Genomic DNA, 13,488 nt, shown 5'->3' with positions numbered 1-13,488 from the left:
CGAGGTCGAGGCTGCGACGGCGTCGATCGGGGGGCCACTGTTACTCGTGGATCCAGGCTCTGAGGATGTCGTGGAGCCGCCTTAGGTCCCGGGGATAGATCAGGATCAGTCTGATGGACATCAGGTCTGCAAGCTGCACTTTCCGCGTGACTTTCACATCGTAGTCCGGGCGGCCAGAGAGGCCGAGAGCCTCGACCAGGGTGCCGTCACCTAGTCGCCAGTCTGCGCGCAAACCGGTGGCATTGAGTTCGGAGTGGACGGGATAGTACGGCTCTATCTCGTGAGGGATGCCATGGTGGTGAAGGAAGTCGTCGATGTGTCGCTCAAATAGGGATCGACATCGGTGACCGTCACTGGCAGTAACCGTTGTGCCGCGTGCCTGGCGTGTGCCCTCCCCCAGCACACCCGCTAGGTCCAGCCATTCTGACCACGCATAGGTCTTCCGCGCGGCTTGGAATATTGCTTGACCCTGCACAGGAAGCAGCATGCGAGAGATGACCTGGAGCATTCCGTCAGTGCTGGGGAGGAGCCGGGCTTGCAGCTGGTCGCGAGACGGGGGACCGCCGAACTCCGAGGACACCGCTTGAATCGCCCATATTGCGGTTTCCAGCCACGGCGGATCGGTTCCTTGGTCGATGAGCAGGCCGTTCAAGGCGTCCTCAAGACAGAGCGGGCAGAACTGATCCTGCCCGAAGTGGTACACGGCATCAGCCCCCAGGGACCGACAGCGGAATGGGGTTCCGCAAATGCGACAGTCGCGGACCTCGTCGCTGACGGCGGCTTGGGCCGTCGGACCAAGCAGGCTGATCAACGACGCGGCCGCGTAGGTGAGCAGCGTTTCCTTGATCCCGCACGGACCCGGGGCGTACATGGTCTCGTCCCGTGGCAACCCTTCTAGAAGCCCTGCAATGGTGTGGGTCCAGGTTGTGGCCGTCGCCATGAGAGCGGCGTCGTCTAGCTGCGACTGCCACCAGTCGGGGTTCAGGTCGCGAAGTTCTAGGGCGGCCGCCAACGGTGCGTGCAGTGGGAATCGTGTGGCCCAGGCTTCCAGCACCTGGCCAGCGTGATCAGGGAGCGTCATGGTTGCAGAAGTCCCCGCGATGACCCTCTGGACGTCGAGGCTCAATGCGCCGTGTGCATACCGCTCGCCGGCGAAGTGACACTCCCATCCGCCCTCGTAGCCTAGATCCCACCACCATCCAGTGGCCTTCCACCGAGCCGACAGGGTCGAGGAAACGAATCGGGGGACGCCTGCTTGGACAGCCACTGAAAGCTGCCTTGCGGGTGGTTCATCAAACTCGGGTTCGGGTTCGTACGGCCAATCGTCCACGGGCGGTGATTGCCGCAGGAGCGCCTGCAGCATGGAGATGTCGATATCTAGGTCGGCTCTTTGTCTCATATGACCTGAGATCATGGTCAGCACGGGATCTAGATGCTCCGGGGGTGTGGAGGTGTCAACCGACTCAACCATTCGCCCGTGACGCACGATGAGTGCAAGGAGCAAGTCGGCGAACTCCGGGAATCTGGTGCGTAACGCCTTCTCTTGAGGGATGTAAGAGCCGAGCTCGATTTCGGTGAGCAGCTGTTCCCTCATGATGGGATGGATCGTCCATCGGCCGTCGGCCCGGATCCGGCAGCCGGCGTTGGCATAGGGACGCTCCGAGTCCGGCACGGCCAGGTGCACTCCGTGTCGTGCAAGTGCTGAGGCGGCTTGCGAGCGGAGACCCTCGACCCGCATGAGCAGGGGGCCGTCGGGGAGTCGGAACTCGCCCACCCGTTGATCGCGACGCCCCAATAGCTTGAACCGCATGCCGTCATCGAGGTTGAACGGCACGGCCATCACCGTCTCGTCGATCGGCTCGCGGGCTTCGGTGGACCAGCGCCCCGCCAATTCAGTCGCCAACCGGCCCCGCCTCTGCCGAAGGTACTTGAGGCTCCGGGTGGCCATCCAGGCGGCGGCCTTCTGCTCCAGAATTGGGTCCGGTCCAGTAAGGACGGCCTTAATCATGCGTCGATCAGTGATTACATCGCGACTCCCGTCATCGCGGGTCGCCTCCATGTTGAGGAAGGCGCCCCCAGACTGCCACGCACGCGGGTGCTCAGCGGGCCAAGATGTCAGAGAGATGACACCTTCGTAGAGATGAGTGATCCAATTGTCATCGAAGCACTCGTAGCGGATCCTCTGACCTGGGCGCAGCGCAAGAAACTGCCGCTGGGTTAGAGCCTGTGATCCCACGCTTCACGGTAACGCCGCATGAACGGATCCATGACACGGTTGCCAATGTTCACCCCGTCTGCGTGACAAGAGGCCTTGCTTCGGGAGCGATCGCGCAAGCCGTTGCCGCCCCGTCGGTGAGGTCCGGCAGGGACGTCGCGTACGTGTGCCACTCTGGCCTTTCAAGTAGCGTCATTCCGCCGCGTGGCGGCGCTCCTCATGGCCCATGAACGGTAGGACCGAAGGCTGGATTCGAGTTGACGGCCCGGTGGCGCTCGCGGAGTCGTCCATGCACGCGTCGCGGCTACGCGCTGCGCCCGTTGCCTGACGCTGCGGTGTTCTCCGGATCCATGGTCATGGAGAAGCTGGACACCTTGCGGGGCAGCACACCCTCGATCTGAACCTCGGCGACGGCCTGGTCCTGCTCGGCCTTCTCGCGTCGGCTTGTGACGATCCACAGCACGACATTGCCTGCAAGGCCGAGCGCACCACCAAGCAGCAGGTTCACCCACAGGCCGGTCACGTCGAAGACGTTGATGATCACCACCGCGATGGCAGCGAGCAGAACGAATCCCCCGGCGAGCTCCCTTCGTGCTCGGCTTCGTGCCTTCGCGTCTGGACTTGGCTCGTACTGCTCGAGCTTCTTCGTGACTCGGGCCCGCAGCCTCGCGCGTACGCGCGCGTGCTCGTTGCCGTCCAGCAACTTGAGCAGTTCGAGGTCCTCGCGGATCGCCTTGCGCTGGATGCCGCGCCGACCGCCCAGCTGCGCAACGGCTACGCCTACCGCCACCACTGCTGCGATCGCCCCCAGCGCCGCCCAGATCTCCTTCATGGCTGCGGACGGTAGCCGCTCCCACCGACAGGCGTGCCCGAACCAGCAGATCTGCCTCGACACCCCGGAGAATCATGGACCGACCAGCCCTCGGCCGCCACTCCCTGGCTTCGACCCGGTTCATGTCGGCCCTCTGGCCGGCAGCTGCGAACTCGAACCCGGCTCAGCTATCTTCGGCCAAGCCACCGCACCAGCATCAGATTCACATTGCACGGGCATCGGGCGCGCCGCGTAGCGAGCACCGAGGGGTTTCGCAGAGCCCCAATTGCTGGCCCGTTTCGTCTTCGGCACGCCCGGATCTACGCAATCCATGTGTTAGCAGACGTGCGTCTTTCCGCCGCCTGTGGGTCGGTGCCAACGCCTGAACCCGCACCGATGACAGCGCGCGCTGCACCGCTGGGGTTTCCGCGGGGAACTTGCCCAAACTCGCCCGGCATGGCGGCTCGGTTTGGATTATTGACGGGTGACTGGTTCGTCAGACCGAGCGCTCGCCATGGGTGCGGCCCTCCGCGAGCTGCGGCGAGTGCTCGCCGTGCTCGGTGCATCCGAGCTGCGAACCCAGGAGAACCCCGCAGCCGTAGGCGAGGTCGCAGCCGCAATCTCGCCCTGGCGGCTGCCGGCAGAGGTCGAGCAGTTCTGGCGCCTGACTGACGGCTACAGCTCAAGCCTTTCTCTGTTCCCGCATCCGCACGCGGCCGATCCACAGTTCGCCCTCGAGTGCTGGCACGAGCACCAGCAGCAGCCCGGCATGACACCCGATCTCCTATTCCCGGTCTGCTACGAAAGCCACGCATTCCTCCTCGTGGAGCTCGACGGCCCTCCCGGAACAGGCGGCGCGTGCTTCACTTGGGCGTACGGCCTCGAGCCATTCGTCCTGGTGGCCAGCGACCTCACTTCGTACCTCGAGGTCGCCGCCCAGACCCTGGAGGTTGGCCGCGTCGAACGTCATGAGCGCGACGGACAGACGTTCCTGCGCTTCGACGACACAGCGTTCCAAGCCGCCTTGCGAGACCGCCTCGTGCGCGACCCTCACCCGCGGTACGGCGACCGGATGGAGGTGGACTGGCACCCTTCCGCATGGCCGGAGCACTGGCTCGCCTCGGCCGGTCCCGCGGCGGCAGAGCAGCATGCCCGTGGCGCGACCACAACGATCGCGGCACTGCGGAGGAACCTCGTGGCGGGAGTGTCCGGGCGAGTGCACGCGCAGGTTCTGGAGCTCTGGGGGCTGAGCGAAGGCGTTCGGGTCTCCGTCGACGACGGCACCGGCGTCTTGCACATCTGGTGTCCCTCAGCAGTCACGATGTTCGGCCCCGCCAGTCCGGGCCGATTCGAGTTCGATGTGGTCATCACCCCGGATGCTCCGCACGCTACTCATGCGGAAGCCGTAGCCGTGCGGCTTCTCGACCCAGAGGCCTGACCGGGCTCGCGAGCGCGTGCATTACCCCTGGCCGACCGACCATGCCGCTGTCGGGGCGAAGCGCCCGACCATGCCGCGAATCGCGCGTGGTGATCTGCCTCGTTCGACCCAGCGCGGTCCTCGTCGCAGCTAAGCGGCTCAGTCTTCGTCGGCGCCTTCTGCAGGATCCATGGAATGTGCCCGGATCTCGGTTTCGTCGAACTCGGGATCGCCCTCGGCGGGTGCTTCGCTGTGGACGCGGTCTTCCTGGACGTGGTCTTTGTCGCCGTGGTTGCCTGAGATCGCTGACATGTGTGAATCGCCTCGATTCTGGCTGGATCTCTCATGTCCCTGAGTCCAGGGTAGGACGGCGCCGAGCAGCCGACCACGGGCGAAGGCGCCGTTCGCGCGATGACCGTTTAGGAGTCACGTCCTGCCCTCCCCAGTGGGTCAACGATCCCCAACTCCTCGGTCCTCTCGCCCACGCACTCACATGCCGCTGAGCGGTCGTGTCGATGAGCGTGCTCTCTCGGGTCGGCGCGTCGAACTGCGCTCGGGCTCATGCAACCGCTGGCTGAGATAACGCTGACGCGACCATGGCATTGGGGAATCGCAGTGCTAGGCGACCCTCTGGCGGAGGTGCCCACAGAGTTCAATGGGCGCGCCGTGGCAACGGGCCGCGACGTGGTCACGCTGTGCGTTCGGCACGCTCAGGACATCCAGGCCGACAGGTTCGGAGGCGACTGGGACTGGGCTACCGCAACGATCCACGTGCGTTCGTTGGTTCATGAGGAAGGGACGGAGAGGCACGTCTTGTGCGACACCGTCATCGCCACTCCTCAAGAGACAGTGTCGCTCGGAGACGCGGACGGGATGCTGGTCATTCCTGCCCCAAGTGGGCGAACCCGCCTGATCGTGTCTACCGACGAAGCCGACCCCGCCGGGTTGGAGACAGTCTGGGTTGACCTCGTCGCGGTCGACGGCTGAATCCAGCCCGGCTCTTCGGATACACGCTCATGCCGCGTTGCGGGCACGTTGACGACCGCTGACTGAGGAGGCTCGATATGTCAAAGTAGCCGGCCGCGAGCACACCAATGCTCCTCGCATTTCGACAGCGACACCTGCGGGTGGTCCGCTGAGCCCACGCAGGCCAGCCGGCACGGGGCCTAGTGCCGCAGCACCCCCGAGGCTCCCCTAGATGAAGTCTCCCAGGCCGACTGCGTCGACCTTGGCGTGGAACGCCGTGACGGCCGAGGCCTGCTCAACATCTGCCCGACGCACCCACAGCGGGCCGCCACGGCGGCTGGCTGGGAACCGCCCGTGGCGGATGCGTTGGCGGACCGCGTGGGCTGTCACGCCGAGGAGGAGTGCCGCGGTGGTCACGTCGATCCACACCTCGCCGTTCTCCGGCGGAGCGGTGCGTTCGAGGAGGGCCTGCTCCTTGGCCAGCTGCCGGGCCGCCCGCGCCTGGGCGGCCGCTGCCTGCTGCTCGGCATAGACGCGGGCCGCGGCCTCCACCGAGGCTCGGGACAGCGAGGCCGTCCGGTTCACCTGGCGCTGGTGGAGGTGCCCTGCCTCGAGCAGCTTCGCGACCACGTGCCGGCTGCAACCGATCAGGTCGGCGGCCTCCTGCCAGGACATCCACTGCCCGCGTTCCTCACGCAGGCGCAGGACCGAAACCTCGGTGACCCACATCTGCGCGCCGTGGTACGTCTGGAGGCTGCCGGCGTGGCGGTGCACGGTGGCCGGCGTCACTCCAAGGACCTCGGCGGCCTGTCTGGTCGTGAGCCAACCCTGAGGCTCGGGCGGCTCACGGCCGACAACCGGCGCCGCCGCCGCGGCCCCCCAGCCGCTCGCGCTCGTTGCGCCGCTGCTCGCGCGCGACGCGCCGGCGCTCAAGCTCGAGGCGCCGTTCCTCACGCTTGTGCTCGAGCTGGGTCTTGGACCTCGCGGTACCACTCAGCCCACTCGAGCATCCCGCTGCGGTCCAGGGTGGGATGGGGTGCCGTGCCGAGCCCGTCGGGCGATGCGGCCGACCCGCACCGCGTGCTCGATGGTCGGCACCGGAATCCCAGTCAGCTGGGACGCGGCCTCCCAGGAGATCCAGACGGGGGCGCTGCTCCCAAGCTTGGCGTTCCCCGCGACCGACATGGGGCAATCGTGCACCGACTCCCCCGGTTCTCGCCTGCTCTCGACAGGGCGAGGGCTCATGTCGGCGACTTCTCTTTGCTAGGGCGCAATGCAGCGCGCAGAATCCCCGCGCGATTCTGATCGCCCAAGGCGTAGCTCGACTTAGGTGAATCGGGACCGTCGCCCGTTCTGATGCTTTCACCGGGGCGAGCATCGAATGGGTACGTGCAAGGCCACCGGGCCGAGCTGGAAGGCGTAGCCCTAGGGATGGGATCGCGGCACCTCACGCATCTGAGTCATCGACGCATTCGTTTCAGCGCTCGATGATGACGATGGTGACGTTCTCGCAGCCGCCAGCGGTGTAGGCCAGGGCGTCCTTCTCGGTCTGGTCGGCGGTCAGGTCCCAGCGGTGCTTCACCGCCACCCATTCGCCGATGTAGCGGCATCGCTCCAGCCGCGGCAGCCACTCGGCCGGGTCCTGGTCGCCCTTGCCGCGGTTCGCGGACGCAGAGACCGCGACTAGCGAGCGAGCGTCGCCTTGGTCGTTGGCGAACGCCTCACGGGTCGCGGCGTCCCAACCGTAGGCGCCGGAGTCCCAGGCTTCGGCGAGCGGGACCATGTGGTCGATGTCGAACGACGACGGGTCGGCGCTGGTTAGGCCGTCGTAGTAGGAGTACCAGGAGCCGCCGCCGCTTCGGGCGCTATAGATCGGGCAGGCGGTGTCGGCGGCCACCGGGATGACCGCCTCGGCCTTGAGGACCTCGCTGCGGGTGTCGCAGCCGTCGCCGTAGATCGCACCGCCGTTCCAGTGCTTGAACAGGTCACGGTCGTAGCCGGTGCGCTGTTCCGCGGCCACCGGCAACGAGGCGATCAGTGCGGTCAGGGTGCCCGACTGCGAGTGCGGCTCCGGCTCAGGTGTAGGTGTGGCGCTGGGCACGGTTACGCGCAGGACCGCCCTGTCGCTGTGGCGACCTGCGGTCACGTTGTAGCGGATCTTGTAGACCCCGGCGGTGGTTCCGGCGGGAACCGCTATGCGTACCTTGCGTGTTCGCTTGACCTGGGCGCTTACGCCGGCCGACCAGAGCACCTTGACCCGGGCAGTGCGCGGGGCGCGGTCGTTGGCGAGCACGTTGACGGTCTTGGTGGCACCGGCGGCGACGCTGGCCCGGTCATTGCGCGCGTCGACGCGCGATCCGGCGTGGACGGGCGAGGCGGTGAGAACCGAGCCGACGAAGGCTGCGGTGAGGGCGGCGGAGGCAGGGATGCGGAGCTTCATGGTCCGCCCAGTTTGCGGGCGGGCACCGACAATGCCCCCAGGGACGCGGCGCCTCGCGAGGCCGGAGCGCTCACAGGCGCCCCCGTTGAGCGCTTCTACTCCTGGGATCCACGTGAGGATGGCATCGAACCGCTGCCCGATGTTGCGACCGCCGGCCGGCCCCTCACTGGTGTCGCCACCGACCGAGCCCCGAGTCGGCCGCGGCCGGGCATCATGAGCGGGATGGACGCCCTGATCGAGTTCTTGCAGGCCCGTCTCGCCGAGGACCACGCCTGGGCGAAGCGACAGGAGCGGGTCGCGATCCGGACCCACCACGTGGGCCGCCGAAGCCCGCACCCGCCGGATCACTACTCCCGTGTGCTGGCCGACGTCGAGGCCAAGCGGCGCATCGTGGCTCGGTGCGCGGAGACGTTCGCGGGGGACGGCTGGAAGTCCGACGACGCTCCCGACATGGCCCGCGAAACCCTCCGCGACCTCGCCGGCGCATACGCCGACCACCCCGACTGCCGGCCTGAGTGGCGGCCCTGAGCGACCCGGTCGCTATGCCGAAGCCACCGCGCGTCGTGGTTCCCCATTCTGTGCGGCCTGGTGAGGGATGACCGATCTGGAAGCTGGTTCCTGCAACGTTGGAACGGCCCTGCTAGCCCCATGCCGCTTCCTCGTCTTGCCCGAGGTCAGGCCCGGACATCCACGTCGTCAGGCGGGGACCAACCCGTCCAACAGCTCGCCGTACAACACGATCACGCAGGATGGCTGCCCGTGGCGTTCCTCGCGAAGCTGAACGACCTCACCCAGCGCGGGGCTCCATGATCGGGAGAGCACCCTGGCCTCGGTGGGATGGCCCAGCGCAGTCAAGGAGACGACCTCGCCCACGTGTAAGGAAAAGCCCGTGGATGCCATGTCACGCTCCCTACTCCTTCGCTTGCTGAACAGGCCCTATCGACCCGCTACATACAGCATCGGCACCTGCGCTCCTCCCCTTTAGGCCGCACATGGAGTGACCCACCGGGGGACTCGCCCTCGATCTGCGGCCACGAGAAACTGCCCGGAGACGGCCACGAAAATGCCCGCTGGCGGACATGAGGACTGCCCGCTAACGGTCATGGGATCTGCCCGACACGATGTCGTCGACTTCGCCGCGGTCCGCGGTTGAGGCCCCTTCCCCGAGAAGGGGGTCCAGGGGCGCATCTGCTTGCGCAGCGCCTGACGGGGGTGCTTGCGGTGTTGACCGCAGTGACAACAACCACCGCATGCTGACTTGGGCAGATGTCGCTCGGGCCGGTTGAGCCTGATCAACCTCGCGGTGCATGCTGCACATTCGGCAACCGGCTGCGGCGCCACCAACATGCCCCGGTCGGCGAGCGTAGACGTAGCCCTTTGCGCCCAGAATGGGCGCATAGTTCCCATATCAACCCTTGGGCTGACGGTGGAAGGTCGATCCGGGTCGCTGTCAGTTTGAGCGGTACGCCCTGGCAGCCAGTTCCGTAGGATTCCTACGGCGCGGGATGAATGCCCAGGCCGGCAATCAATGCTTGGTGCATGGCTTTGAGCACCCTTCCGCCATCCCTCGTGAGCAACTTCGTGTCTTCTGCGAGCTCGAGGAGTGCTACGGCAACGGCAGGCTTGCTCGGCTCGGGCGATCCAGCATTGCGACACCAGGAGCGTGTTGCCGCCCCGCGGGTCTGGCCGACATTGAGGTCCGCCTTCTTCAACAGCTGAGGACTCCCAAGCTGTGTGAGCACCTCGTTGATTGCGCGCAGGTAGAGATCTTCCTTCAGGAGGTCTTCCACAGTTAGCCCCGAACCCGGTCCGCCCAATTGCACGATGCGGTCTGGCGGCACTCCAGCAGCTCTCAGACGAGTCACGTGGGCGTCGCCCCCGGCATCCCCATCGACTGCATAGACCACGCGAGGTGCCTCGAGCTCGAGATCACGAAGGTCCGAGTTGGCGACTTCGGCGAGACCTGCTGCGACTTGATAGTCAAGTTGCTCGTCGACGTTCAAGGCCTCTCGTATGAGAGTCGGAAGGAGCAGCATCTCAGTAGCTCCCTCCCCCAGCACGGCGTAGCGAGATGGGGCGAAGGCCGCGGCGCCGGCCCCCAGCGCCATCAACAGCGGGGTGAAACCTGGGCCTATCTGCCACAGCGAGTTGGTGACCTTGCTCCGACCTTGACCCTCCATGGGCGCAACGCCTCGGATCCCAGTGCCTAGATCGGAAGGCAAACATCCTGCCGAGTGCGTCGAGAAGACAACTTGGTCTGCAACCTGCTGCCGCTCAAGCATCCTCACCAAGTCGGCTTGTGCGTCATAGTGAAGGTGTTGCTCCGCTTCATCGATTAGCAGGACCAGCGGGACGCCAGCATTTTGCAAGCCGTAGGCGAAGGCTGTAAGCGCGACGAACGTCTTCAAGCCATCACTGTGCTCGGCCACGCGGTTGTATCGAGGGGCGTCAGTCTTGACCAAGAGATGGAGAGTGCCCCCATCCAATGGCATGCGGACAACTACGTCAGATTGCTTCCAAGCCTCATTGACTCTCTCCTTCAGAGCCTGATCGGCCGACTCCGTAGCGGTCGCGACTGCGCCGGGGTCATTCCCGAGGTACGCGTCCCGTAGAGACCGAAGGTCCAATCCAGCAAGTTGAGCCATGTTGTGGAGGGCGGCAGGGGGGTCATCAGCGACATCCCCAATGTCGTAACTGGACCGGAGATTGCGCTCGCTGTCCCCAAACATGGCGAACAAGGGCTCTCTTGCGTCCAACATTTTGAGGGCAACGTCGCTCGGGCTCTCCTCACGCATCTGCTTCCACCAGTCGGCGAGCGCCTCGCTTGCCTGTCGTCCCCGAGCCGAGATCTCGGGGCGGGCAAGCTCGGCCGCTAGTTCGTCGACTAATTGCCATTCCTCGTTGCTCACTGTTGAATCAAGCGCGCGGTTCTCAAGCAAGTTCTGCACCTGGTCGAGAGCGTCCCCGGTCCCATCGCCGTCATCCGTCCGATCGAGACTTCGTGCACTGGAAGTAGTCGCGTACCTAGCGACTGCTGCTATCGCTGCCTGACGGGGCTGCGTGCGTCGCTGAATATGAGGGTGGGTTCGGTGCGAGCGACGACCCTCGTAGGTCTTAGTTACCACGTAGAACGCAGGAACTATGTCGGAGTCCAACTCTCCCAGGGCCCGCACGTCTTCGTCAGTCAGCCGGTACCAGACTTCTAGCGCTGCCGATTCCTTGGCAACAGTCTGCCCGTATGGGTACGCGGATGGAGGAATCTCGTCGTCGTTCTGCACCGAGAGGAGGGCCTCTAGCAACGTGCTTTTCCCGGCCTCGTTAGGACCAACTATCGCAGTCAACTTGCCCGAGAACCGACACTCGGTGTCCACCAACTTGCGATAGCCGTGGATCACTAGCTTGGACAGGCGCATCGCCTTCCCCCTTCGTCCCGAGCAGCATAGTTATCGAGCGGCCCAGGAGGTCGACACCCGTCGACGGCGCGAACAACGGGTTGTCGAGGTCGCCGTTGACGTCATCGGCGCCCATGTTGATCGAGCCAGCAATGCTCCGCGCACCTGACGCGTGGAGTGTCGGCGTCCAGAACCTCCGTGCCCGGACGGCCGGACACAGATGCGCATCCTATCGCCGCCTATGGGTGAGAACCGAAGTCGCAGCCGGGCGCAGCCGGCGGCCACGTGTCAGCTACTACGCTGGGCCGCCTCGTACTGCGCGAGAACGGATTTGGGGATACGGCCGCGGTCCGAGACTTCGAGGCCGGCGCTCTTGGCCCAAGCCCGCACGGCCGCGAGATTCTGATTCGCGGTTCTCGGCTTTGCCGAGCGGCCTGATCTAGCGGCACGCTTCGATACCTTGGTAGCAGCCGAGATGTACGGCTTCAACGCCTTCTCGAAGGCCGCCATGTTCTTCTTTCCCAGATCGATGGTGTAGTCGGTGCCCTGGTAGGAGAACGAGACTTCCTGCGCGTCCTTGGAGCCGTCCAAGTCGTCGGTGATTTGAGTAATAGTGGTCTTGGCCATACGCCGATGATGACGCGCGCGGTGACTCCACGTCCATTCGAGTGGGCAGCCAAGAACCACCCTCTTCCGCGTGAGGGGATCCCAGCGGCAACCCACCAACAAAGGCCATGCCGGTCAGCCCGCAGCAGCGCCGGCCCGTGGAGGAACCACTGGGACTAACCGCCCCACGTTCCACACCCGCGACCGGCGTCGCATCGCGTCGACCTACCTGTGGGCTCCCTCTTAGCGTGCGCGGCCGCGCTCTCGTCTTGCCTTGACCTTCTGTACGGCCTGCTTGATTCGCGCCTGATTTTGTGGCTTGCGCACTTCGTCGAGCACCATCTTCGCGACACCAAGCGCCAGCCTTCTGCATGATTCCCATCACCGAAAAATTGCGGAGCGATCAACCCGCCGCGAGCGAGGGATGCAGAGTAGAGAACGAGAGCCCGGCCGCCTGGATAAGCGCCTCGCCAGCCATCGGTCCTGGATCAACAGAACAAGCAGGCGAGATCCCTACCGGGCGGCGGCACTAGGCGAATCCGCCTCCGTCGCAACAAAAGCGTGGCCAGGGGCACGACACAGCACTGGTGCGCATCCCCGCCAGTCTCGCAGCACAGTTGCCATCCCAGCTGGCGGCGAGGATTCTCGTGCTGGGGACTCCGGAACATTCGACCAGAAGGATAAGAAGGGCTTCGCCGCACCGTGTGCCGACTCCTCGGCTATGTCGCCCGTCAGCCGCTCTCCGTCATCGACGTGTTGGGGGAGGACGATTTCGAGGCGTTCACCGCACTCACCGCGGTGCACGGCGATGGATGGGGCATGGCGTGGCGGGACCCTACCGACCACACCCTCCGGTCCGTGACCTCCGCAGTCTCGGCACTCCGGGACCCGGCATACGCGCGGTTGACCCAGGAGCGGCTCGGCCGGGCGGGCATGGTCCATCTTCGATGGGCATCACCCGGGCTCCGCGTGGCCCCGGAGAACACCCATCCGTTCGTGGAGGACGGGTATGCGTTCGCACACAACGGAAACATCTCTCCCATCGATCGGCTCGAGCGCCTGCTCAAGCCAGCAACACGCGCCGCGCTGCGTGGCAGCACCGACAGCGAGCGGTACTTCCGTTTCGCGCTGCAATGCATCGCCGAACGCGGTGACGACGAGGATGGGTTGCGCTGGGCCCTCGACGTGCTCACCCGCGAGTTTCCCGAGGCGAGCCTCAACGCATTCCTGCTCACGCCCACGCACATGTACGGCGTGCATATCAACAGCCGGGCCTCCACTCCAATCCAGGGCCTCCGCAAGCTGTTCACCTCCGACGACGAGCTTCCCTACCGGCACACCGATGACTACTTCGCAATGGACTTCCGACTCACCCGCAATGCCGTGCACGTCATCTCCAGCGGCATCGACCCCCAAGGCTGGACACCGGTTCCCGACAACACCGCGGCTTCGGTGAACCTCTCCACTCTTGAACTCAGACGGCTCAGCATCTGACGACAGCGGAGACCGTCGAGTCGCGCATGGGGGCGTCCTTCCGCCGCGTCAAGGAATTCAACGTCGCGACGATTTCGAGCGTGCCATCCCTTGGCCGGGCCCCGTGCCGTCTCGTCGTCGACGCCGGTTCCCACTTCACCCATGGTT

The 13,488-nt window shown here is 65.5% G+C and carries 11 protein-coding genes; 4 read left to right on the top strand and 7 right to left on the bottom strand.

Annotation, left to right across the window (positions count from 1 at the left end):
- Positions 1-40 precede the first annotated feature (40 nt).
- Together DDE18_RS15805 and DDE18_RS15800 are read right to left on the bottom strand one after the other, a co-directional pair.
- Positions 41-2,008, bottom strand: coding sequence for a hypothetical protein (locus DDE18_RS15805; protein ID WP_116573208.1), 1,968 nt, complete (start codon positions 2,006-2,008; stop codon positions 41-43).
- A gap of 511 nt (positions 2,009-2,519) precedes the next feature.
- Positions 2,520-3,047: a hypothetical protein gene (locus tag DDE18_RS15800; RefSeq protein ID WP_116573207.1), complete on the bottom strand. Its 528-nt coding sequence runs from the start codon at positions 3,045-3,047 to the stop codon at positions 2,520-2,522.
- Between the two features lie 523 nt (positions 3,048-3,570).
- Here DDE18_RS15800 and DDE18_RS15795 point away from each other — a divergent pair.
- Entirely contained in the window at positions 3,571-4,464 is an 894-nt protein-coding gene (locus DDE18_RS15795; RefSeq protein ID WP_133241240.1) for an SMI1/KNR4 family protein, read from the top strand.
- A gap of 138 nt (positions 4,465-4,602) precedes the next feature.
- On the opposite strand, the gene DDE18_RS23030 is transcribed toward DDE18_RS15795, so the two are convergent.
- Positions 4,603-4,755 carry a hypothetical protein gene (locus tag DDE18_RS23030; RefSeq protein WP_165821188.1) on the bottom strand — a complete coding sequence of 51 codons (153 nt, stop codon included), beginning with the start codon at positions 4,753-4,755 and terminating at the stop codon, positions 4,603-4,605.
- A gap of 327 nt (positions 4,756-5,082) precedes the next feature.
- On the opposite strand from DDE18_RS23030, the gene DDE18_RS15790 reads away from it, so the two are divergent.
- The gene (locus tag DDE18_RS15790) at positions 5,083-5,430 is read left to right on the top strand and encodes a hypothetical protein (protein WP_133241239.1); all 348 of its coding nucleotides are present in this window, start codon (positions 5,083-5,085) and stop codon (positions 5,428-5,430) included.
- Positions 5,431-5,637: 207 nt separating this feature from the next.
- On the opposite strand, the gene DDE18_RS15785 is transcribed toward DDE18_RS15790, so the two are convergent.
- Together DDE18_RS15785 and DDE18_RS15775 are read right to left on the bottom strand one after the other, a co-directional pair.
- Positions 5,638-6,198: a helix-turn-helix domain-containing protein gene (locus DDE18_RS15785; protein WP_116573204.1), complete on the bottom strand. Its 561-nt coding sequence runs from the start codon at positions 6,196-6,198 to the stop codon at positions 5,638-5,640.
- Between the two features lie 688 nt (positions 6,199-6,886).
- Positions 6,887-7,849, bottom strand: coding sequence for an HNH endonuclease family protein (locus DDE18_RS15775; RefSeq protein WP_116573202.1), 963 nt, complete (start codon positions 7,847-7,849; stop codon positions 6,887-6,889).
- 222 nt (positions 7,850-8,071) lie between these two features.
- Between DDE18_RS15775 and DDE18_RS15770 the strand changes: the two genes are divergently transcribed.
- Positions 8,072-8,377 carry a DUF6221 family protein gene (locus tag DDE18_RS15770; RefSeq protein ID WP_116573201.1) on the top strand — a complete coding sequence of 102 codons (306 nt, stop codon included), beginning with the start codon at positions 8,072-8,074 and terminating at the stop codon, positions 8,375-8,377.
- Positions 8,378-9,342: 965 nt separating this feature from the next.
- Here DDE18_RS15770 and DDE18_RS15760 read toward each other — a convergent pair.
- Positions 9,343-11,262: an AAA family ATPase gene (locus DDE18_RS15760; RefSeq protein WP_116573199.1), complete on the bottom strand. Its 1,920-nt coding sequence runs from the start codon at positions 11,260-11,262 to the stop codon at positions 9,343-9,345.
- 267 nt (positions 11,263-11,529) lie between these two features.
- Positions 11,530-11,868 (bottom strand): histone-like nucleoid-structuring protein Lsr2, encoded by a 339-nt coding sequence (locus DDE18_RS15755; RefSeq protein ID WP_116573198.1) that lies wholly within the window; start codon positions 11,866-11,868, stop codon positions 11,530-11,532.
- Between the two features lie 681 nt (positions 11,869-12,549).
- On the opposite strand from DDE18_RS15755, the gene DDE18_RS15750 reads away from it, so the two are divergent.
- Entirely contained in the window at positions 12,550-13,341 is a 792-nt protein-coding gene (locus DDE18_RS15750) for a class II glutamine amidotransferase (RefSeq protein ID WP_116573197.1), read from the top strand.
- Positions 13,342-13,488: the final 147 nt, after the last annotated feature.

It is taken from the genome of Nocardioides gansuensis, assembly GCF_003076135.1.
Lineage (GTDB): Bacteria > Actinomycetota > Actinomycetes > Propionibacteriales > Nocardioidaceae > Nocardioides > Nocardioides gansuensis.
The sequence above is the reverse complement of the archived record's forward strand: the minus strand, read 5'-3'. Positions and strand labels throughout refer to the sequence as shown.

Coding starts and splice junctions, on each gene's coding strand:
- DDE18_RS23030 (WP_165821188.1), bottom strand. CDS start 4,755: ATGTCAGCGATCTCAGGCAACCACGGCGACAAAGACCACGTCCAGGAA.
- DDE18_RS15805 (WP_116573208.1), bottom strand. CDS start 2,008: ATGATTAAGGCCGTCCTTACTGGACCGGACCCAATTCTGGAGCAGAAG.
- DDE18_RS15800 (WP_116573207.1), bottom strand. CDS start 3,047: ATGAAGGAGATCTGGGCGGCGCTGGGGGCGATCGCAGCAGTGGTGGCG.
- DDE18_RS15770 (WP_116573201.1), top strand. CDS start 8,072: ATGGACGCCCTGATCGAGTTCTTGCAGGCCCGTCTCGCCGAGGACCAC.
- DDE18_RS15755 (WP_116573198.1), bottom strand. CDS start 11,868: ATGGCCAAGACCACTATTACTCAAATCACCGACGACTTGGACGGCTCC.
- DDE18_RS15760 (WP_116573199.1), bottom strand. CDS start 11,262: ATGCGCCTGTCCAAGCTAGTGATCCACGGCTATCGCAAGTTGGTGGAC.
- DDE18_RS15775 (WP_116573202.1), bottom strand. CDS start 7,849: ATGAAGCTCCGCATCCCTGCCTCCGCCGCCCTCACCGCAGCCTTCGTC.